Below are 21,832 nucleotides of genomic sequence, written 5' to 3' on the forward strand. Positions count from 1 at the left end.
TTAAGTAGGTGGCAATTCCTGCCATTTTACAAGAAGGACTTATCTCCATCATCAATTTCTTGATCGACTATTCAAGAAAAGACGTAGGGTTAATTGAAAGAAAAGTAGATTAACTATTAGGCCTATAATAGCTGGAATTATAGATGATTCTCCTTTATAAAGCGCATTGCCAAAAGCCCAGTCAGCACTGCGAAAATCCAGATAAAAATAGAATCCTGTCACGATAAAAAGTAAGCCTGCTATCCACTTTTGTTTATTCAAATCATTAACTGAATAACCGACAATCAATATAAGTAGGCCTATTACCATCATATGAACATACACCCAAAGCATGGCATCGTAATAATGGGCTGATTTCAAAATCAAATCAGGCACTTCAAATTGCGCCATACTTTGCATTAATCCTTTAGAGAATAGACTAATGGGTAAAACTAAAAATGTGTAACCTACGATCAAGAAGGTTCTTTTGAAATTGGGTAGTAGTGATTTCATAATAAATTATAATCCTCTTTTTAACGCAAGGCCTATTTGTCCTGCATGATAGGAGTTATGGTATAGAATATGGGAAAACAACCTCGCTTTTGTGACTGCCCCGAAAAAAGGGGTTTCTATTATATCTGACCACCCCGAAATAGGAGTTGTTTCTATAATCTCTTCCAGCATTTTAAATCCTTCATCAATTAGCTTTTTGCTTTCCTCAAAATCATTCCCCTGTCCCTCATCCTGCTTACCAAGGGTAGTATTTTGAACCTCACTAGGTTTACCAAAAAAATAACCAAACATAAGCATGGTCTCTCCAATATGCCGATAAATGAACCCAACAGATGAGGTATTTTCATTTAAAGATTTCGAAATATTCTCGCTGCTTACCCTATTCAATGAAAAACTACAAGAAAGAATATTTTGTGCCAAAAGGTCTCTGAATATTTCCATTTTGATTAATTCCAAGGTTAATTCTCGTACAATAAACAACCCTAAGTTAATTTCATTTATTTATTGACCAAAGAAAATCGAAGTCTTTAATAAAGATGAACTCCCTGACTGACAACAAAAAAGCCGATCATTTTTGATCAGCTTACCCCCTCTCCTGGATTAGAATTAGGGTCCCAGACATTAAAATATGTGATCTGTTTAATAAATATAAAATCCCTTACCCACTTTCTTGCCCCACTCCCCTTTCTCGAATTTCTCCACAATCGTAGGTGAAGGTTTATCTGCTTCATTTCCAGAAGATTGGTATTTTTCCATGCCCACATGATAGGCCAGGTCGATCCCAGTCAAATCCAACAATTGGAACGGTCCCATCGGGTAGCCCAAGCCTTTCATGACCGCCTGATCGATATCTTCTACCGAAGCAACGCCTGAATCTAAAAGATTTAATGCTTCCTTTCGGGTGGCTTGTAACATACGATTAACCACAAAACCGTAAATCTCTTTTTGAAGAACAATAGGCGTCTTTCCCATTTGGATTGAAACCGCTTCTAAAAGCTCTACCGTTTCCGCGGATACGTGTGGTCCTTTCACAATCTCCACTAAGTTCATCACCAGCGCCGGATTGAAAAAGTGCATGTTGACGACCTTATCCGGGCGATTCGTAGCCGAAGCGATTTGGGAACTGACGATATAGGAACTGTTGGTAGCTAAAATGGTACGTGGCGGACAAAGGGTGTCTAATTCACTAAACAAGGCCCTTTTAACCTCTAATTTTTCGATGATGGCTTCGATAATTAAATCGGCCTGCTGTACGGCTGCAGCTAAAGACGTTTCAAAACGCAATCCCGCCTTCGTTTTAGTCACCTCCTGCTCGCTCATGCGCCCTTTACTTATTCGCCCAGCTAAATAGGTATCGGCAAAGTCGCGAGCGCGCTGCAAGGCGTCTGGATTTTGGTCAGTACAAATCACTTGAAAACCAGCTATCGCAGCCGAAATAGCAATTTGATGACCCATATTTCCGGCACCGATTACCGTGATGTGGCGTATTTCCTTAGTCATATTAAGCTGCTTTTGAAGGTGAATCTGTAGGGCGGTTGCGCCACCAATTCGCAAGCAATGACCCTGAAATAGTCATCCAAGGCACAGAGATGGCTGAAGCCAGGCCAACGGTGGCAATTTTTCCCATTTGTAGGGCAATACCGGAAGACAAGCCTCCATTTTGCAAGCCCACTTCTAAAGAAATAGTTCTGCAGGTTTGCTCGCTTAAGCCCGCTAATCGGCCACTCCAATAGCCCAATAAATAGCCGATGGAATGGTGAATCATGGACGCTAAAAACAAAAAAGGTCCTATTTTCAATAAGGCGTCGCGGCCAGATGAAACAATGACAACAAGCATCATAAAGACGCCAACCATCGAAATGGTAGGCATAATTTTCTTCAACACCTGCAATTTTGCCTTAAAAAGGCTATTCAATACGAGACCCAAAATGATGGGTAAAATGATCATTTCGCCCACGTGAAGCATCATCTTTAAGAAGTCAACTTCGACATATTTTCCAGCCAATAATTTCATGAGCAAAGGGGTCATGACCGGCGCCATCAACGTCGAAATCGTACCGATCGTTATGGATAAGGGCACATTGGCTTTCGCAATAAAAGCCAATACATTCGAAGTAACACCACTCGGAACGGATCCAATGAGGATGATCCCAGCTGCTATTTCAGATGGAAATCCAAAGGTAGTGGCAAGTGTAACTGCGACCAAGGGCATGATGGTGAAATGGCTGATTAGGCCGATAATCACGGCTTTTGGCATTTTTAAAACCCCCTCAAAATCCTTCACACTCATCTCAGTTCCCATGGTAAACATGATCAACTGGATCAATGGAACAATCAAAGAAGAGAACTTGAAATCACCCAGGTGGATGAAATACTGTGGATAAAATATCCCCAAAACCACTGCCCCCACCAGACACAGCGTAAAAACATGCTGTTTCAAACGTCGATCTATAAAACCGACCAGCACTAAACTAAAAAGTGCGCCCAACAGAAATTCGCCCGAATTTAAAAAACCTGCAGACCCAAGTCCTTGATAAAAAAACGCCAGAAGCAAAAGCAAACTGAGCGCATAAAGTACTTTGGGCAGGTTTTTCATGATTTAGAGGTTTAGCGATATTCGGTTCGAAATCAAAAGTGATGCCTCCGCAAGTTTCTCCCGCACAGCGTCGATTCCCATTTGCGCTTCATCATCGATGCGAGCAAGCATAGGAACCGTCAGCGCAGCAATCGCGTTAGCGTGTTGATCAAAAATAGGATAGGAAATCGCTTGCAAGCCTGCATACTGATTGCTTTTAATCGAGGCATATCCTTGCTTCAAGACTTTTTCTATTTCCTTTTTAAAGTTTTTAATGCGCTCTGGGGACTCATCTGCTAAACTTTCCTCCATCCGCATTGTCCGAATGGCCGGGTCTTGCAAAGCCACTAAAACATAGCCAGAGGCGGAAGGCCCCACTTTCAATTCGGCTCCTACCCGCGTCATAAATCCGACCCCGTTGGGAGGTTGAATGGCGGCGATAACAGTTTGGACTCCCGTATTATATACCCGCAAATCACACGGAAAAAGTGTGTCCGCAGATAGTTTTTCCATCACTGGAAGGGATTCACTTAACAAGCGATAGGTGGGCGGATGAAAATGTGATAATTGAAATAATTTCGAAGTAAGTGCGTACTTGTTCGATTGATTCGAAATATAATTTCGCGCCACTAAACAGGTCAACATCCGGTAGATTTCGTTCAAATTCCGACCCAGACTTCCCGCAATTTCTTGTTGGCTTAAACCCGACTCACTCTTAGACAAAAGCTCTAAAATATCGAGCCCTTTGTCTAAAGCGGGCGCAGAATAACCGCTACTACTTTTCTCACTTACTTCGTTTTTCATGGAGTTTACATTCCGATTTGGTGGACTTCAATAATGTTGCCATCGGGATCATGAAAAAATATTTGATACCAGCCGGCTAGAGCCCACTTGCCATAATCAGCATAGGGGATCTCTTTTTCTTCTAATCTTTTCTTGAAGCCTTCGATATCATCCGTGCGAAAACAAAAGTGACCGCGCTCTAAAGGGTTAATAAAGTGCTTCATTTCAAAGCCTAAATTTACATCCTTTTTCGTGATATGAAATTCTACTTCGCCGTCTGTTAAAAAATCAACAACCCCGTCAAAGCGATCTTCTGTATCCTCGCCCACTAAATTATGCTCCTCATCCTGAAGACGAGATAAGTTGAAAACTGACTGATAAAACTCCGATGTTCGTGCTACATTCTCCGTGCACAAATTCATGTGGTGGTATTTAAATTTCATAGGAATTACATTTTTGTTTTTTGCAAATATAAAATTAGAATTTTATATATAAAAAATATAGTTTAAATTTGGGGAAGATTATTTTAAAATCGTGCTCAACGTGCCTTATATGGAACATAACGAACGAATCATCTCAGAAGAAGTATGCAGCCTTTCCGCCGTAAGGAAAGTTGCTTCCATGCTTGACTTGGCACCATCTGATTTCAAAAAGGGCGATTTATTGCCACGAGGCTGGCATTTTTTCCTTTTATCGGGAAATGTTCCTCGATCTGAAATCCGTTCCGATGGTTTTCCTGGTTTTGGGGTTCCCATCCCCAATTTAGGGCTACCACGTTTAGTATTAGGAGGACGGACAGTTGAGTTCTTGGGAGATATTCGCATCGGTGAGACGCTGGAACGCACCAGTTTTGTGGCTTCCATTGCAGAAAAAGAAAGTCAGGCGGGTCGTATGGCTTTTGTCAAAATTCAGCACGAGTTACGTAATCAGCAATCCGAACTTTTGCTTAACGAAGTTCAAACCTTCATCTTGTTAGAAGCTAGTCAAGGTAAGCCCGTACTTCCTACAGGCACGCCAATAAGTCAAAAAGCACAAGCGAAAAAATCGTTGACACCGGACGAATTACAATTATTTCAATACTCTGCCTTGGGCTTTAATTCCCACAAAATCCACCTCGATCGTACGTATACACAAGCGGTAGAAGGCTATCCGAATTTATTGGTCAACGGAGGACTTGCCTCCTTATATGTCACGGAGTTTTTACGCACGCAATGCGGGTTACAGCTAGTTGGGTTTCAAGCGAAACATAGCGCGCCACTCTTCTGTGACGATGAACTTACCCTGTTAGCAAATCCGGTGGACGCGCAAAACTGGGAGGTAAAGATTTGTAATGCACATCACGCTTTGGCCGTTTCTATCGAAGCCCGCGTAAACGGATAATGCCATGTTTGAAGCACTAAAAGGAATAAAAATACTGGATATGACCTCGGTGGTTGTAGGCCCCGTTGCCACTTGGCGCTTGAGCCAATACGGAGCAGAGGTCATCAAAATCGAACATCCAATTGGCGATTTAATGCGAGGTTTAGGAGGCAAGTCTCCATCCGGGGAACATTCCGGAACTTACTTGCATTTAAACCGAGGCAAGCGCAATTTGTGCCTGGACTTAAAAAGCCCACAGGCTCAATCCATCACAGATAAACTGATTGATTGGTGTGATGTCATCATTGCGAATATGCGCCCCGATGCGCTAGAACGTTTAGGCTTAGGACCAAAGGCCATTCAATCCAAACATCCCGAAAAGATCTATTGTCTCATTACTGGCTATGGCACGGAAGGGCCCTATGCGGGTTTACCTACCTACGACAGTGTCTTGCAAGGTGTTTCCGGCATTGCAGGTTTATCCCAATTGCGTGACGGGAAACCGGCCTATGTGCCCATGTTGATTTGCGACCATGTTGTAGGAGAAATTACCTCCGGCGCGATTATGGCTGCGATTATCGACCGTTACAAAACAGGTAAGGGGGCTTTTGTAGAGGTGCCCATGTTTGAAACGATGGCGACCTTTGTGTTGCAAGAACATTTGGCCCAAAAAAGTTTCGATCCAGCTGTGGGACCTGTAGGAGATTTGCGCTTACTAAGCCCACATAACCAACCTGTCAAAACCAAAGACGGCTATATTTCCTTCACCATCAATACAGATCCGCAAGTCACGGCATTTTTAAAGGCCACAGAACGCGTAGCCCTTTTAACGGATCCGCGTTTTCAAACCGTAGCCAGTCGGGCCGAGTTTGTGAGCGAATGGTTTGAGGTGCGCGGTGCTCCTTTACTAAGCAAAACTACCGAGGAATGGCTGCTTGCATTAAGGGCTGTCGACATTCCTGCGATGCCTTGTCATACCATTGATACGCTCATAGAAGATCCGCATTTAACGCAAGTGCAATTAATGCGTACTGAAATACATCCTGTAGAAGGAAAAACGGTGGTCATCCGATCGTCGATTAAACACAATGGACACTACGCGCCGGTGAATTCCTTTGCCCAACCCAAAGGCCATGACACCCAAGCCATTTTAAGGGAACTCGGATATACTCCTACCGAAATAACCCAATTAATCAACTCAAAAGCAGCTTTAAGCTATGAAAAATAACGATTTCCGTTTATTGATTGACCACGTTTGCGTGATCGTGGGTGCCGCAAATCGGCGCAGCATCGGCTATGCAACGGCCGAATTATTCGCCAGTCACGGCGCAAAAATCGCCATCTTGGATGTAGCGGTAAACGAATCAACACAAGAAGAATTAGCCTCGGCTTTAGCTGAATCCGCTGGTCATCCAGTTCCGCTCATTTGCATTCCATGCAACATCGTAGATCCAGCGGCTTGTGATCAGGCAATGGAACAGGTGGTGGCTCATTTTGGGAGTATCGATAGTCTGATCAACTGTGCAGGTGTCGTTCGTTCAGAGGGAATGCTCGATATTCCGAGCCAGGATTTGGCTTTTATGATTGATGTGAATTTAAAAGGTACGTTTCATACCTGCCAAAGCGCCCTAACACATTTTGCAAAACAAAAATCAGGACGCATCGTCAACCTAGCCTCCGTTGCGGCACAACGGGGTGGTGGATTAGTAGGTGGAGCGCATTATGCTGCTTCGAAAGGTGGCGTATTAAGTTTAACGAAAGCGATTGCACGGGAATTTGGCCCACAAGGAATCCGAGCAAATGCCATTTGTCCATCTATGACCGAAACGGGGATGTTAGATGGCAATGTAAATGATGAACAATTTCAGCAAGTCGTAGCGGGAATTCCGTTGCGAAGAGCTGGAAAACCACTTGATATTGCGAATGCTTGTCTATTCCTAGCGAGCGATTTATCCGCTTACATTACTGGGCTTACCTTGGATGTAAACGGGGGAGGTCACATACATTAATTGAAAAAACGATGTCACAACACACCTACATCATTGATTCCGTCCGAACAGCCATAGGCAGTTTAGGAGGCGGTTTATCAGCCACACGAGCGGATGATTTAGCAGCCATACCGTTACGTGCTATTTTAGAACGAAACCCACAACTCGATCCCGCTAGCATCGACGATGTTATCTTAGGCTGCCATAACCAAGCCGGCGAAGATAACCGCAACGTGGCCCGAATGGCCTTGTTATTAGCAGGTATTCCACACACAGTTCCGGGTGAAACGGTGAACCGATTATGTTCCTCTGGCATGTCGGCGGTGATTCATGCGAACCGTGCGATTAAAGCCGGAGACGGCGATGTTTTTATCGCGGGCGGTGTTGAACACATGACGCGTAGCCCTTGGGTAATTGCAAAAACAACAAAGCCTTTTGGCAATGATGCTCAAATGTTCGATTCCTCGTTCGGCTGGCGTTTTGTTAATCCCAAAATGAAGGAGCTTTACGGCATCGACGCGATGGGTGAAACCGCCGAAAACTTAGTAGACCTCTTCTCAATCTCCCGCGAAGACCAAGATTTATTTGCTTTTCGCTCTCAACAAAAAGCTTTCGCTGCACAGCAAGCGGGATATTTCGCAGCCGAAATTGTTCCCGTTACCTCGACAGATAAAAAAGGAAACGTCAGTATTTTCGACCAGGATGAGTTCATCAAAGGAAACTCTAACCTGGAGAAATTAGCAAGCCTAAAACCTGCCTTCCGCAAAACAGGCGGCACGGTTACTGCAGGAAATGCCTCTGGAATCAATGATGGCGCGGCAGCTATGTTACTTGCTTCTGAAGCAGCTGTCAAAAAATACGGATTTGTACCCAAAGGACGAATCGTTTCTTCCGCCGTGGTAGGAGTAGAACCTCGCATCATGGGGATCGGGCCGGTAAATGCGAGTAAGAAGGCTTTGGAAAAGGCGGGATTGACGCTGGCAGACATCGATATTTTTGAATTTAACGAAGCCTTTGCGGCACAATGTTTAGCGGTTACGCGAGGCCTGGGCTTGTCAGATGACGATGCACGCATCAACCCACAAGGTGGTGCCATCGCACTAGGTCACCCCCTAGGTATGTCGGGTACACGTATCATTCAAACCGCCCTACACGGTTTAGAAAAACAGAACAAAAAATATGCATTAGCTGCCATGTGTGTAGGCGTGGGAATGGGCTATGCGGTCATTATCGAAAAAATCTAACACATGAAAAATTATCTATTATTCTTCAGCTTGTTGGCAAGCAGCCTTTTTGCTCAAAAAACGGATCACTATTTCACCACTTCAGATGGCGTGAAATTACATTACACGGTCACGGGAACGGGAAAACCGTTGGTTATTTTTCCTGGCTATACTCAGAGCTCCGCTAATTTTGAACCTAATTTAGAAGTGATAGGCAAGCAATTTCAAGTGTATTGCTTGGACTACCGTTGGCACGGACTTTCAGAGGATCCAAACTATGGCGTACACATCGATCGCTTTGCAAAGGATGCCCAGGAGATGATTACTGATGCAAAAATTGGCCCTTTCTATCTACTAGCACATTCGATGGGAAACACGGTGGCGTGGAATTATTTTTCTTTATTTGGCCAAAAACAGGTCATCAAATACATCCTCGGCGACGAAGCCCCTTGCCTAATTACCGATCCATCATGGACAACACAAGAGAAGGAAATGTATACCGGAAGTGCGACGGACAAAGAATTGTGGACGGCTTGGCGCCAGCCTAAAAGCCAACAACAGGCTCCTAAAAACACGCGTGAGTTAATGATGGGAAAATTATTAACGGAACATTTGGGAAATGATTGGCGCGATATATTACCTACGATTCAGGTGCCTACTTTGGCCTTAATGGCAGAAAAAGGGACATTCAATAACCAACATCTTTTCGATTATTTCTTAAAGACCATTCCGCATTCAGAACTAAAAGTTATTCCAAACGCGGGTCACGGTTATTACACTACAAACCCTAAAGAATTCAACGAGATTGTATTGAATTACTTTTCGAGTAAATAAAAAAAGGGGCTGTTAAATAGCCCCTTTTTTATTTAATTCTTTGTCACTTTCAAATCTTTGAAGTAACCGATTGTTCCCACTTCTACCCACAAACCAATACTTCCGTGGGTAGATTTCCCTAACATTTTGTTAACGATGAAATTAGGTGACTTTTGGTTATTGATATACAAAGCTACTTTCTCCTTATAAAATTCAATCCGGACATCTATCCATTCATTTAAACCAATATCTGCATACGTTTCATATAAGCCATTTGACTCTTTGCGTAAACGACTAAAGGTATAACCAGGGTACGCAAAATACTGTATGGTATGGTTTCTGCGAAGTTGATCATCTGCACGACCGTTACTTGGACGCAAATATATATTTTCAAACATCGTATTTGCTTCGTCAATTCGGTAGGCCAAGCCGATAAATCCACGAGCTTGAGGAAACGGTGAATCAGACTGAATCTTACTCAACATCTTCACTTCGATAGTTCCATTTTCGATGTCGGTATTCGCTAACTTAACAAATGTGGGCCCATCTACCGAATTCTCTATGTTATTGATATCAAACGGAGATTTCACCAAGTCTCTAGTGACTTCTAATACCTTTGCTCCATCCATTTCAACAACTTTAGCTACTGAATTAATGGCTTTGTATTCTTGATTTTCCCAGGTGAATTGTTGGGCATAGTTTGGTAAAGCCAACAATATCATGAATGCACTAAAAACCTTATTTTTCATGAGATGATTTATAAAATAACCCTGCGCCGTAGCTGGTACCCAAAGTTCCTGGTTTTAATTGTAAATAAAAACGACTAGTTTGATCTTCCTCAATGGCTAAACCGCCTGATTTTTGAACCACAAAGTCAGACTTATAGACCAATTTTTTCGGGTCAGAAGGTGTGCCAAAATCTTGTGGGCCACCGCCTTGATTAACCAATTCATTATATCCAACAAGCAAAGAATTCTGAATCTGATAGGAATTTTTTGCTTCTTTCTCAAGCACCCAAAAGACATTTATTCCACTTAAAACATTATTATAAAATTTGAAGTCCGGTGTTGTAGACCATGTCCAAACAGCTGCCCCGTAACTATTCAAAACTAAATTATGGTGCATACTTGATTGCTCTGCAGGCGAATTCCACATTACGACTGCGTCTTTCACACCGTAAAATACACAATGGTCTACTTCCAGTTGTTTACCATTTGCAAGAATTCCTAAGTGATTAGGTAAAGCGAATTGATTTCCCAAAAACAAACATTGCGTAACACGCAAATCACTTAAGTTCTTCCCTTCCCAAACAATTGGATAATTTCTAACAAGTACACCGGCTCTTGGTTTCTCATGAACAGGTTCACCTAAAATACGAAGTCCTTGAATTGTGGTATGACTGTTTTCAATTAATATACCATAGTTTGAACCGCCAGTAATTATTTTTTTGTCATCGCGTTCTATTTTAAATGGCATCGTTGAGACTATAATTGGCATTTTATTAGGTTCCCATACGGAACTATCTGGTAATATTTCAGCTCGAATTTCTAAGCGATCTTGATTTGAAAACTTCCACTGAACGGGGTTAAATGCTGCGGTTTCTGCAAGCCCATAGGTACCCTCGGATAAAAGCACTTTTATACTTCCTTTACCCACTAATTTATTGACACGTTTAGCTGCCTCCGTCAATGTCTTCAAAGGAGCAGCTTGTGAGCCAGCCGCACCATCTTCACCCGAATTAGCATTCACATAAATAACTTCCTTGCGTTGTGCAAAAGAAGAAAACGTAACTAACATAATCGTTAGCCCTACTATCAATACTTTTCTCATATTTATCTATTTTTCATCAAAGCTACCTAATTGTGGTATATATTTGTAACCATTATTCAATTAGTAGTAACCTCTAAGTAACTAGAAAATGCGTTTTATAGACAATCCCTTTCAGTGTCCAGTAACTCGTACCATGTCAATCATTGGTGGTAAATGGAAACCCATTGTCTTGAATTGTATCGGGGATAAAACTATCCGCTTTGGTAAACTAAATCAGTTAATACCCGCGATATCGAATAAGGTTCTTTCAAAGGAACTTAATGACCTAGAAACTTTAGGATTAATCGATCGAATTGAGTTTGACGAAAAACCTCCGAGAGTAGAATACAAGTTAACAAAGGCGGGATTGAGTTTGATGCCTGTTTTAATTGAAGTTGCCAAGTGGGGTAATTCCCACTTAGCTAAGGAAATAGAGTCAAAATTATAAGCGACTGACTCAGCATATTTCTAAACAAAAAAGGCGACATTTCTGTCGTCTTGTGCACTCTTGCTCCCCTTTTCGACGAAAGATGCAGCTATAATACTATTATAACTTTTGCAACTATTTGGAATTTAAATTCTTCACTTCTTTAAAAATAATATTTGCAATCTCCTTAGAACTGAAAGGATTTTGGCCAGTAATTAAATTTTCATCAACAACTACTAATGAAGTCATTGGGAGAACCGCTTTCTTATAATAATTTGTTCTTTTCTTTATTTCATTTTCAAGGTTAAAGGGCACAACCTTTTTTCTTCTTGCTAGACTTTCTTCAAACCAATTGAACCCGGTTATTTTTTTACCACTAATTAAGTTTTTACTGTTAGAGAGTTTTACATTTAACAAGCCGCATACTCCGTGACAAATTGCAGCAATGATTTTACCCTTTTCATAATGCACTTTTATAATGTTTTGTAAATTTTCATTATATGGGAAATCGTACATTGTACCGTGACCGCCAGTCAAGTAAACAACATCAAAATGATTGCCAGAAACATCTTTTAAACATTTTGTATTTTGTAACAACTTTCTAAAAGTTTCATCCTGCCAACATTTTTTTGAAACGCTGTCCATAAACAATGTATTCAGGCTTTCAGGATCTACGGGTGTATCTCCCCCTTGAGGACTTGCAATTGTAATGTCACAACCTTGTTCCTTAAATTGGCTGTAAAAATGTGTTATTTCGCTCAACCATAAACCCGTTTTTAATTGCGTATTTTTATAACAAGAGACACTGGTTACAACTATTAGAATATTATTTTTCATTGCTTGTTTTTAAAATTTTACGAATGCCTTCTTGATATGAAGTATATGTAAAATCCGGAAATCGTTTTTTAAACTTATCAGATTTAAAAATATTATCTACTTGATAACGAGGTAATAATTCAAGTAATTCCTCTATTTGTTTATTAAATAAACTAAGCACCTTGAAAATCCACAAACTTGTTACAGCATAATTTAGCTTTCTACGAAGCTCAACTGAAGCAAATGATATTAAATCTTTATAAGTAATTCGATTGTCATCGCAAGGGAGATGCCAAGTTTGTCCATAGCAATTTGGTGTATTTCCAATCAGTGCCATTGCGCGACTTGCATCTGGTGTCCAAATCAATGTTCTTAAGGTATTATCACTTATTGGCACGTTAATTTTTTTATTCTTAATAATTCTATCAAATATTAAAGTATTCGTAATGCTCTGCGTTTTCCCTGGACCATAAAACTCTGGAGCCCTACAGATAACTGCTTCTATTTGACCTTTTCGCATTTCAGATAATAACATATTGGCAATTTCAGCTCTTACGGTTGATTTTACTCCTGTTGGTTCAAAATTTGTTTCTTCTGTCTGAGATTCACTTGTTTTAGGATACATATATGTATTATCAAAAAACACTAGCTTGCAGTGATGTTTTTTACATGCCGCAATTACATTTTTCATCATTACAGGAAACTGTTCCTCCCACATTAAAGAATTCATAGGAAGTCCAACAGTCAAATAGGCAATTGTGCTACCTTTTAATGCATCACTTGTTTCAATCTCATTCATCAAATTAGCAGGAAATAAATTATCCGTTTCGTTTACCTTTTTTGGACTTCTACTTACTAATCGAATATCAGTTGTGTAATTCTGATTTAGTTCTTTTGCTAATTCTTCAGCAATTTGCCCATTAGCTCCTAAAATTGTCTGCATTTTATAATTTAAAATCTTAGTAAATAGAAAATTTATTCCTTTTTTGTCGAGCAAATAATAAAAAAGGGTCATACTATCAAAGTATAACCCTTTTTCTTTTTTATTTGCTCCCCTTTTCGACGAAAGATGCAGCTATAATGCGATGATTGAGTATGTGACTATTAGGAAATTGAAATATTAGCTTTTTGAAAATTTACAAGTAGTTACTTTTTATACAAATAAAGCATACATCGACTTAACATTGCGGACATTACAGATGCGTGTGTTTCTTCAGGAAATTCCACAAATTTTGTTTCGATATTTTTATAATGACTTATCAATTGATTGTCAAAATATCTTAAATCTTCTATGGCATTTTTAGGTTCTAAACCTCCAAAGGACAGAAATACCCTTCCGTTAAACTCTTTATGTGTTTCTGCATACTTGCTCTCAACTCTTATAATTTCATTATTTAACCAAAGGCGTTGGGAAGAGCTGTTTATTCCAAAACGATTAAATAAAATCGCCGAGTTAAACATAAGATAGGCAACATATTGTCCGCCTAAAGAATGACCTGAAATTCCACGTTGCCCATTAAAACTGTATTTTGTTTCAATCAAAGGGAAGATTTCTTTGGTTAATGATTCTAAAAACTGGTATCCCTTACCTGAATGAAGGCTACCTGCAGGTAAATTGAAAATTTTTGCCGCACCAACATCATTCAATGTATCAGCTGAAAATGTATAATCCGACCATCTATTTATTAACCACTCACTTGTCGTTTTTTCAGGACCAGTAATCGTTACCACAATTACATCCTCAATAAGCTTTTCAAACATCAGCGTTCGATGTGCTCCGTGTGCAATCCCAGCTGCATAATACCCATCTAAGATGTAATAAACGGGATACTTCTTACTCGGAGTGTAGGTTTCTGGAAGAGAAACCTCTAAAGTATATTTTGTATTATTTGATTTTGAATTCAATTCAAACTTTGCCGTCATATCCTTTGTTAAAGGGTGCTGTGCAAAAAGAGTTTGAGATAGGAATAATACCCCAATGACTAATAATTTCTTCATTACAATTAAATTTAATTTTTTGTAGCGTAAGAAAAATAAATTCCATCAAAAATCAAAAGATGCAGTACACCTAACTCACTGACGGACAACAAAAAAGGCGACATTTCTGTCGCCTTGTGCACTTTTGCTCCCCTTTTCGACGAAAGATGCGGCTATAATGCGATGTATGAGTATGTGACTATAATGAAATTAAAGGATTAGTTTCTTCAAAATTTCTTTGCTGTTTTCATCACTCGGGTCAATTCCAATAGCCCTCGTGTAATTTTTAATCGCATTCTGTTTGTCTTTTAATTTTAAATAATAATCACCCAAACGACTATAAACAATAGATGAATTGGGGTGTTGGTCAAGGGCAATATCTAAAATCGTTTTAACAGCTTCTAAATCCAACGCCTTTTTATTCATGAGGTCATAGGCCAAATAGGTAATTTGGTATTCATTCATTTTCATTGCAGAATAAGCCTTTTTAGCCTCTACATAGTTCTTCATTTTCAAATATTCACTCGGAGAGAATTCGTCATCTCTCATTTTAAGCATGGGCTTTTCTTGATATACGTTTTGTAACGAGACGACTTCCCCATTTTGGTTAAATTTAAAGCCCGCTTTAATATTATAGTCTGTAAAAACGATAGTGTCTTTAGAAATTGGAAAGCAATAAATATTGTTTCCTTCATTGATATTTTCAACTAAATAATCATTCTCTTTCCGTAGATAAAGAACTTCATCAGTTCCCATTCTATACCTACCTGACAATTTATTTAGTGCTTGGTCTCCTAATTTCATAGGTTCGATTTCCTCCGGTAAAAAGTTATTCCAATTATAAACCTTAGCAATAGCCCGTCTAATTTCTTTACCTAAGCCATTCACATCGTCTCCAGAATTAAGCATAATAACTACCCCATTTCCTCCTGTTACACTTGCAATACCATAAGCTAAAAATCCTGCATTCACTCCTGTAAACTCAAAATAAACGCCATTTGGGTTTTTGTTATCCGTTCTTTGAATTAAAAAAGGACCTATACCGATATTTTCTTTATATGCTCCATCAGAAACAATCTTTTGAGGAGTAAGCATTTGCTTTGTCATTGATTGTCCCAAAATTTTACCTTTGCCCAAATAAGATTTCTGAACATCTATAAAGATTTTTGCGAGGTCTGTTGGAGTAGTATAAAGTCCTGCAGCTGCTTGTTGTGGATACACATAAGGCATCCCTTTAAACCAAGACGCATTGGAATAGGCCCAAGCGCTTTGTTTCTTATATTTCAAGGGCACAGGTTGCTCAAAAGTAGAATTAGCCATTCCTAGTTTATCAAAAAGAGCCTCTTTAGTCAGATTGGCAAAACTTAGTTTTGAAACATCCATTAACGCCATTTGGGCAATCATACTCCCTCCTCCAGAATAACGAAACTCTTTATTCGGTTCACTATTTACAACCACACCACGCGTCCCGGCTATTTTTGCACCACTTAAAATTTCAACAATGCTTGGTAAGGGTTCATTTGGAGTAAATCCAAAATAGGATGATTGTGATGTACCACTAGAATGGCTAAGTAACATTCTTAAGGTAACAGGTGTCTTTTGCGTGAACTCATTTTCCGCAATTTTCCAAGAAGTTAGGTAGTTGTTAATCGGCCTATCTAATTCCATTTGACCATTCTCAACCATTTTTAATGCAGTAATTGCCATTAAAAACTTGCTGATTGAGCCTGCCGAAAACATGGTTTCTGTTGTAACAGGTATTTTTTGAATGGTATCGGCGAATCCGTATCCTTTTGCCCAATCGATTTTATAGTCTTTGATAACCGCAATACTTACTCCAGGAACACCATAGTATTTCATTCTATCCAATATATTCCAGCCTTTAAAGTCTTTAACTGGGACAAAAGGAATTAAGTTGTTTTCAACTTGTTTCATTTTATCTTTATCAGAATTTGATTGAGCGGATGTTTGAAAAGCAATAAGGATAAAGCCGATGATTAAAAGTTTTTTCATTGAGTAAATATATAAAGATGCAGCACACCTAACTCACTAATAGACAACAAAAAAGGCGACATTTCTGTCGCCTTTTGCACTCTCGCTCCCCTTTTCGACGAAAGATGCAACTATAATGCGATGATTGTGTATGTGACTATCAGGAAATTGAAGGGTTAAATATTGTTTAGCTTATTAAATTCCTCCTTTTTACTTTCAAACCATTTAGCAAAATCAGATGGCTCTTTCATCATCTTTTGCATCTCATTCATGGCTTCTATATGGGCCTGATGCCCAATTTGAAACATTTCCATCCCATGTTTTTTACTTTGGGTGGCAATTTCATCAAAGGACTCTCCTACAAATTCAACATCACAAGCTCCGCCGAGCTGTTTGCAAGTCATTTTTTTCATATCGTATTTGTATTATTCTTGTGTTAATAATTGGTTGAATTCTAATCCTTTTTGTATCCAAAAATCCAATTGATCTTCTTGATCAAAAAAAGAAGCATTGATAAATAAAAATCCACGCATTTCGCGGCCTGTAAAATTCATGGCAACGCTTCCTTGGTAGTTCAACAAATGCTCATATTGCAATTTCCCAACACGAACCATCAATCTATCTTCATTTGCTTTTTTATCAAAATCCAAGCCCACACACATGGCGTCTCGAACCATAAAAATGAGTCCTCCCATCATTCTCTTTTCAGAATAGGAGATTCCTTTTAATCGTTCTCTAATGCGGTCCGCTTGGTATTCAGAATAGGCCATTTCAATAGTTTAATCAAATAGATATACATTGGTTTACTTTATAACCACCTTTTCTTCCTAAACCACAAATAAATTCCGACACTTAAAAGTACCATAATGCCTAGAAGTATAGGATAACCATAACGCATTTTCAACTCTGGCATATACTCAAAATTCATACCGTAAATTCCAACCACAAAGGTAAGGGGCATAAAAAACACGGAAAAGATGGTTAATACTTTGATGACATCATTCGTTTTCTGTGCCGAAATGGAGAGGTAAAAATTCACCAAATTGGACACATCTTCGTGAATTTGGTCATAAATGTTTAGGAGCTTTACGTGTAGGTCTCGCGAATCTTGTAAGTCGTCTGATTTTGTTGATGGTAATTTGACAGAACTTATTGCCTCTTGACTGAATAATAAGAGTTTCTTACTCATCAAGGCTTTACGTTTGATCTGATATAATTCTGACAACATTTGAGGGGTAAGGTTTTGTGAAAAAACCCTATTCTCAAATTCATCTAATTCTGATGAAAGCCCTACCGCGGGCAATTCGTAGGAGTGTAAGATGTGCCACAACAATTTCGCAACAATCGACTCCACTAATTTAAATTGTCCTTTATCGAAAAAACGCACTCGAACATCCTCGATGAAATCATGTGGAATTCGATGGATCGTAATTAATACTCCCGGTCTGTAGAAAAAAGCTATTTTAGTGGAAATGGATTGTATAGAAACGGCCTTACTACTGCGAATCGGCATTAATACCCTGGTAATAATAAAATGAGTCCCTTCTATATCCTCGTGCTTAGGCAAATGGTCTGGCTGTAAACACGCAGATAAAGCAAAATGGTTTAAATCATAGGTTTTGCTTAGTTCCGATAATTCATTTGATGTAGGGGCGGTAACGTCAACCCAAATTAAATTATGTGCTATATTTTCAAACAGAGTAATTGCCATTTTTAAAATTTTTAACTTGCTTTCGAAATCTACTCAAATATGCGCTTACTCGTTTATATCTCCTTCATTTTTCTTCTTGGAAGTTGTGGTGTCATTCGAAATACCCCGAAATTTGGTTTACAGGATGGGGTCTACCAAACAAATCAAGAGAACGTGTTTATTGAAACTCAAAACGATACACTGTTCGTATTTTCTGAAAACGGCGGGAAACAATTAAATTCTCTCCCCCTAAGCACCACTTCACAACCCAGTAATTTTGCCTTCCAAAAATCAACTTTTGATTTAGATGTACTTGCCATACCTGTTAAGTATCGGGTAAGTCAATCTGGAATACCCGCACAATTAACAAGTGAAATTAATGCGGCCTTGTATGTAGGTAAGCGAAAAGATTACTTTCAGGTAAATTTTGAGAAAACTCCTACCAACCGATTCAAGCGGAAAATCGACCACTATGGCTTTTCCATTGGGGGTTTTGTGGGTTTGGGTAATTCGGTGATTAACAGCGATGTTAGTCAAGGATTAATCCCTTATGAATACCAGGGTATTACTTTTTCCAAAGGCATCGCCGGCATTATTGCTATTAACAATTTTACCGTTGGAGTGGCCTACGGATTTGATAATTTGCTAGACAAAAATTCAAGTCAATGGATTTATAATCAAAAGCCTTGGTTAGGGCTGGCATTGGGATTGAACCTAAACTAATTTACGGCTCTACCGAGCTCGAACCACAAATGGCCTTTTAACAAAAAATGCAATTAAAATTCAAATTTTGAGCATATGACGATCCTGAATTTTCAGGATTAAAATTGTAAATAATTTCCTACATTGATTAATCAATTGTAATCCATGAGAATATTATATCCATTCCTTTTTATTTTGGCATTTAATTTAATGTCCTGCCTTCCATTTAAATCGCTTAACTCCACCACATTTATCAAGGCAAATGATGTATTTATATTAGGCAATAACGTACATGGTAAATTCTATATCAATGTTACAAACACTTCAAATGTAGAATTACAAATTTGGCAGTATCCAATTGACGGGGGGCGACATTCCCCCATAAACTTAAAACCTTCATCAAGTGTAAAGGTGAATGTAGACAAAAATACCTCATTGAGAATTGAGAATAACAATAATGAAGAAGTGTCCTTAAAACTTAAAGTAAAAGGTGATACAGGTTTATCAATGGGGTATAAAAATTAATTACGTAAAATTATTTCGGTATAATCTAGATTTTTAAACAGTCAGTTTTCTACTTCCACTAAGCTCCAAATATTATTCAAGCATAAACCTTTTTTATCGAAAAGTGTTCTTAGTTTTTGACTTTACAGCTGTTTTGCTTGTACTGGAGCCTATTAAATTCAATAATTCCTTTACTCTATTCATTTCTTGTAGTCGCTTGTTTTTGCGAAAATACCGGCAAACATCCTCTAGAAGTTTTAGATAATTCTCATTGGGTGCATTAACTTGATGATTCATCATTTTGCCTGTCAAATCTATTCTTAAGTAATCAAATAAAAATACATTCGAGACAAGATGTCCATTTAATACACTAGTTGGAATTTGTTTTCTTGAAAATTTCTTGGTTAGGCCAATTAAAAATAATTGTTCGTTATGATTTTCATATAATTTCGGATTTACAGTCAAGGCTACATGCAAAGGTCTAACATGATTGTAATTAAGCAACAAATGATTCATTACTGACTTCCAATTAAGGCCATATTCGTTAATATTAGTGGAGACAAGATCGATTTTAGGGATATGCAATTGTTTGAAATTAACTTCTCTGAAACTCTCCAGCAGTAAAAAATCAATATTTATGACCAGAACATCTTTACGAAAACCGAAAACATCCTGTAGCATCCAAATAGGATAAGTATCATTATCATGTTCAGTTAATAATATCCCATTTTCGCCAACTGACGATAAAACATTATAAGCATATGACAGTTGGGCAATAGAAATGTCATTTTTTTTAAACCAATAGTTGTTTACTTTTTCTCTCAGTGAAAAATCAAACGAACTGACAGCATACGTTATTACATCCGAATCAATGCCCTCAAAGTCGGGATTAATATTATACGCCTTTAATAAATATTTGCCCGCTGCAGGATCAACTCCACTCGTTGATCCTTTTACATAATTATAAGTAAACGTATCTGGAATATGTAACTCCATTAACTTAACAATTTCACTTCCAAGCCGCATCGAATTTGACTCTTTTAAAAAATCATCCTTCCAATCATTTGTTCCTTGAGCATTGCGACAAGCCCGGTAATAATTAAACCAATTATTTTCAGATTTGGGGCTTTTAACAACTTCATCCCACCAAAGCTCCCCTTGTTTGACATAATAGCTATGCGGTTTCTTTTCTTTTGCAAATGAAATCTGAGCTTCTGGCTTCATATCGATTTGCCCCTGGACTTTTATTATAAAAAATAAAAGGATGAATAAAGTTTTTCCCATTTTTTGATTTTTGAAATATCAAATTAATTCAAAATTTCAACCACGAATAATTGTTTCTGTTAAAAAGTATTAAAAGACCTCTCTTTCCCCCACACAGATCAATGGTGCTTTTATTTAATAGCCTAACTAGAATTGAAGAAAAGCGATTTAGTATTTATTGACTAATTGGAGCTCTTGGTACATTCTTGGCACAAAACGAAATTCACCAGTAAACCCCTCAACAAAAATCGTGAAAAATATACTAAATCTTCTACTGAGCTTGAACCACAAAAATCGATGAATAGACGAAATAGAGATCGATTATAAACAAAAAAGTCACTATTTCTAGTGACTTTCCAGCTTGCTCCCCTTTTCAACGAAAGATGCAGCTATAATGCGATGATTGAGTATGTGAATATTAGAAAATTAAAAGGTTGAACTTCGTGAAAATTTGCAGGTAGAGGGTTCAATAAAACACATTAAACCTTCTATTTAACCATTTATGTATTCGTTTATGGTCAATAATTAAATGCCTTTTATTTTTGATTACAAATTTCATAAGGTATATGAATAAAAAAATATTTAAGGAAAGTTTGATTGGGATGGTAATGGGGGTAGGGATAATGCTTAGTGCATATTATCTGATCCCAAAAGATATTATCTATAAGTTATTCCCGACCACTAACTCAGAATCCGTTATCTTTTTTATATCCGTAATTATTTGCCCCTTTCTTGCCATTTTCTTACACGAACTAGGGCATTTGGTTGCAGGTTTAATTCAAGGTTTTAAACTTCAGCTTTTTGTAGTTGCCTTCTTAGGTATTAAAAGACAAGATGATAAGATAAAATTTTACCTTAATAAAGAATTACAATATTTTGGTGGGGTTGCTGCATCTTCTCCTATACAAATTACGAATAAACTAAAAGAGCAGTTTGCATTGATTTTAATTGCAGGACCTATTTTTTCTTTGGTGTTCGGCCTATTGTTTATCACCCTATTTATATATTCGAATACCTTATTTAATTCAAGTTTTGGCATCATAGGAATTATTTCAACTGGGTTATTTTTTGCTACCACTATTCCTGAAAAATCGGGCAATTTTTTCACTGATAGGAAAAGGATGCAACGTTTATATGACAAAGGTAAAACTGGTGAAATTGAACAATCTTATATTGAAACCACTAGCCAGTTATTGATAGATAATCATTATAAAAATCTTTCTACAGAAAAGTTATGTTTAATTCAATCTGATACTGAACCTATTGTCCAGTTTTGGGGATATTATTTTGAGTTCAAGCACTATGAAGAACTAGGAAACTCAGAGAAAGCTGCCTTGATAAAAGAAAAATTACTAACCTATAAGGAAATCGTACCCGTAAATATATGGAATAGCCTATCGATAAATTAGTTAACTAATT

25 protein-coding genes are annotated in these 21,832 nt (G+C 38.3%); 9 read left to right on the forward strand and 16 right to left on the reverse strand.

Annotated elements, in window-relative coordinates:
• Window positions 1–51: 51 nt before the first annotated feature.
• The 6 genes from V7S74_RS06280 to V7S74_RS06305 all read right to left on the reverse strand — a co-directional run bounded on the left by V7S74_RS06280 (window position 52) and on the right by V7S74_RS06305 (window position 4,293).
• On the reverse strand, window positions 52–492 hold the full coding sequence (locus V7S74_RS06280; RefSeq protein ID WP_406777922.1) for a hypothetical protein: 441 nt from the start codon (window positions 490–492) through the stop codon (window positions 52–54).
• Between the two features lie 6 nt (window positions 493–498).
• Window positions 499–948 (reverse strand): DinB family protein, encoded by a 450-nt coding sequence (locus V7S74_RS06285; RefSeq protein ID WP_406777923.1) that lies wholly within the window; start codon window positions 946–948, stop codon window positions 499–501.
• Window positions 949–1,131: 183 nt separating this feature from the next.
• The gene (locus V7S74_RS06290; RefSeq protein WP_406777924.1) at window positions 1,132–1,992 is read right to left on the reverse strand and encodes a 3-hydroxyacyl-CoA dehydrogenase family protein; all 861 of its coding nucleotides are present in this window, start codon (window positions 1,990–1,992) and stop codon (window positions 1,132–1,134) included.
• A 1-nt stretch (window position 1,993) separates the two neighbouring features.
• Window positions 1,994–3,088, reverse strand: coding sequence for a bile acid:sodium symporter family protein (locus V7S74_RS06295; RefSeq protein WP_406777925.1), 1,095 nt, complete (start codon window positions 3,086–3,088; stop codon window positions 1,994–1,996).
• A gap of 3 nt (window positions 3,089–3,091) precedes the next feature.
• A complete protein-coding gene (locus V7S74_RS06300) occupies window positions 3,092–3,871 on the reverse strand; it encodes an IclR family transcriptional regulator (protein ID WP_406777926.1) in 780 nt (259 codons plus the stop codon).
• Window positions 3,872–3,876: 5 nt separating this feature from the next.
• Window positions 3,877–4,293, reverse strand: a complete 417-nt coding sequence (locus V7S74_RS06305) for a VOC family protein (RefSeq protein ID WP_406777927.1) — start codon at window positions 4,291–4,293, stop codon at window positions 3,877–3,879.
• A 109-nt stretch (window positions 4,294–4,402) separates the two neighbouring features.
• On the opposite strand from V7S74_RS06305, the gene V7S74_RS06310 reads away from it, so the two are divergent.
• The 5 genes from V7S74_RS06310 to V7S74_RS06330 are packed head-to-tail and all read left to right on the forward strand — an operon-like array spanning window position 4,403 to window position 9,254.
• The gene (locus tag V7S74_RS06310) at window positions 4,403–5,230 is read left to right on the forward strand and encodes an HTD2 family dehydratase (protein ID WP_406777928.1); all 828 of its coding nucleotides are present in this window, start codon (window positions 4,403–4,405) and stop codon (window positions 5,228–5,230) included.
• Between the two features lie 4 nt (window positions 5,231–5,234).
• Window positions 5,235–6,437, forward strand: a complete 1,203-nt coding sequence (locus tag V7S74_RS06315) for a CaiB/BaiF CoA transferase family protein (protein WP_406777929.1) — start codon at window positions 5,235–5,237, stop codon at window positions 6,435–6,437.
• A complete protein-coding gene (locus V7S74_RS06320) occupies window positions 6,427–7,218 on the forward strand; it encodes an SDR family NAD(P)-dependent oxidoreductase (RefSeq protein WP_406777930.1) in 792 nt (263 codons plus the stop codon). Before V7S74_RS06315 ends, V7S74_RS06320 begins: the two co-directional genes overlap by 11 nt.
• A gap of 11 nt (window positions 7,219–7,229) precedes the next feature.
• A complete protein-coding gene (gene pcaF / locus V7S74_RS06325) occupies window positions 7,230–8,441 on the forward strand; it encodes a 3-oxoadipyl-CoA thiolase (protein ID WP_406777931.1) in 1,212 nt (403 codons plus the stop codon).
• A 3-nt stretch (window positions 8,442–8,444) separates the two neighbouring features.
• Complete coding sequence (locus V7S74_RS06330; protein ID WP_406777932.1) at window positions 8,445–9,254, forward strand: alpha/beta fold hydrolase; 810 nt, start codon at window positions 8,445–8,447, stop codon at window positions 9,252–9,254.
• A gap of 32 nt (window positions 9,255–9,286) precedes the next feature.
• Here the strand turns inward: V7S74_RS06330 and V7S74_RS06335 are convergent, their stop codons facing one another.
• Together V7S74_RS06335 and V7S74_RS06340 are read right to left on the reverse strand one after the other, a co-directional pair.
• Window positions 9,287–9,982 carry a hypothetical protein gene (locus V7S74_RS06335; protein ID WP_406777933.1) on the reverse strand — a complete coding sequence of 232 codons (696 nt, stop codon included), beginning with the start codon at window positions 9,980–9,982 and terminating at the stop codon, window positions 9,287–9,289.
• The gene (locus V7S74_RS06340; RefSeq protein WP_406777934.1) at window positions 9,972–11,063 is read right to left on the reverse strand and encodes a right-handed parallel beta-helix repeat-containing protein; all 1,092 of its coding nucleotides are present in this window, start codon (window positions 11,061–11,063) and stop codon (window positions 9,972–9,974) included. Before V7S74_RS06340 ends, V7S74_RS06335 begins: the two co-directional genes overlap by 11 nt.
• An 88-nt stretch (window positions 11,064–11,151) precedes the next feature.
• On the opposite strand from V7S74_RS06340, the gene V7S74_RS06345 reads away from it, so the two are divergent.
• Window positions 11,152–11,490 carry a winged helix-turn-helix transcriptional regulator gene (locus V7S74_RS06345; RefSeq protein ID WP_406777935.1) on the forward strand — a complete coding sequence of 113 codons (339 nt, stop codon included), beginning with the start codon at window positions 11,152–11,154 and terminating at the stop codon, window positions 11,488–11,490.
• 114 nt (window positions 11,491–11,604) lie between these two features.
• On the opposite strand, the gene V7S74_RS06350 is transcribed toward V7S74_RS06345, so the two are convergent.
• From V7S74_RS06350 to V7S74_RS06380, 7 genes are all read right to left on the reverse strand, one after another.
• Complete coding sequence (locus tag V7S74_RS06350; protein WP_406777936.1) at window positions 11,605–12,306, reverse strand: type 1 glutamine amidotransferase domain-containing protein; 702 nt, start codon at window positions 12,304–12,306, stop codon at window positions 11,605–11,607.
• Window positions 12,296–13,228, reverse strand: a complete 933-nt coding sequence (locus V7S74_RS06355; RefSeq protein WP_406777937.1) for an NAD-dependent epimerase/dehydratase family protein — start codon at window positions 13,226–13,228, stop codon at window positions 12,296–12,298. The genes V7S74_RS06350 and V7S74_RS06355 overlap by 11 nt, the downstream gene beginning before the upstream one ends.
• 203 nt (window positions 13,229–13,431) lie before the next feature.
• Complete coding sequence (locus tag V7S74_RS06360; RefSeq protein ID WP_406777938.1) at window positions 13,432–14,283, reverse strand: alpha/beta hydrolase; 852 nt, start codon at window positions 14,281–14,283, stop codon at window positions 13,432–13,434.
• A gap of 189 nt (window positions 14,284–14,472) precedes the next feature.
• Window positions 14,473–16,275, reverse strand: coding sequence for a serine hydrolase (locus V7S74_RS06365; protein WP_406777939.1), 1,803 nt, complete (start codon window positions 16,273–16,275; stop codon window positions 14,473–14,475).
• 155 nt (window positions 16,276–16,430) lie between these two features.
• Window positions 16,431–16,667: a DUF1059 domain-containing protein gene (locus V7S74_RS06370; RefSeq protein WP_406777940.1), complete on the reverse strand. Its 237-nt coding sequence runs from the start codon at window positions 16,665–16,667 to the stop codon at window positions 16,431–16,433.
• Window positions 16,668–16,679: 12 nt separating this feature from the next.
• Window positions 16,680–17,024 (reverse strand): TfoX/Sxy family protein, encoded by a 345-nt coding sequence (locus V7S74_RS06375; protein WP_406777941.1) that lies wholly within the window; start codon window positions 17,022–17,024, stop codon window positions 16,680–16,682.
• A 38-nt stretch (window positions 17,025–17,062) separates the two neighbouring features.
• Window positions 17,063–17,965 (reverse strand): CorA family divalent cation transporter, encoded by a 903-nt coding sequence (locus tag V7S74_RS06380; RefSeq protein WP_406777942.1) that lies wholly within the window; start codon window positions 17,963–17,965, stop codon window positions 17,063–17,065.
• 39 nt (window positions 17,966–18,004) lie between these two features.
• Here V7S74_RS06380 and V7S74_RS06385 point away from each other — a divergent pair, with 39 nt between their 5' ends.
• Window positions 18,005–18,667: a hypothetical protein gene (locus tag V7S74_RS06385; protein ID WP_406777943.1), complete on the forward strand. Its 663-nt coding sequence runs from the start codon at window positions 18,005–18,007 to the stop codon at window positions 18,665–18,667.
• 144 nt (window positions 18,668–18,811) lie between these two features.
• Window positions 18,812–19,171, forward strand: a complete 360-nt coding sequence (locus V7S74_RS06390) for a hypothetical protein (protein ID WP_406777944.1) — start codon at window positions 18,812–18,814, stop codon at window positions 19,169–19,171.
• Window positions 19,172–19,264: 93 nt separating this feature from the next.
• Here V7S74_RS06390 and V7S74_RS06395 read toward each other — a convergent pair whose 3' ends face one another.
• A complete protein-coding gene (locus tag V7S74_RS06395; RefSeq protein WP_406777945.1) occupies window positions 19,265–20,434 on the reverse strand; it encodes a hypothetical protein in 1,170 nt (389 codons plus the stop codon).
• 545 nt (window positions 20,435–20,979) lie between these two features.
• Between V7S74_RS06395 and V7S74_RS06400 the strand changes: the two genes are divergently transcribed.
• Window positions 20,980–21,822: a M50 family metallopeptidase gene (locus V7S74_RS06400; RefSeq protein WP_406777946.1), complete on the forward strand. Its 843-nt coding sequence runs from the start codon at window positions 20,980–20,982 to the stop codon at window positions 21,820–21,822.
• Window positions 21,823–21,832 lie beyond the last annotated feature (10 nt).

It is taken from the genome of Aquirufa novilacunae, assembly GCF_045310505.1.
Classification (GTDB): Bacteria; Bacteroidota; Bacteroidia; order Cytophagales; family Spirosomataceae; genus Aquirufa; species Aquirufa novilacunae.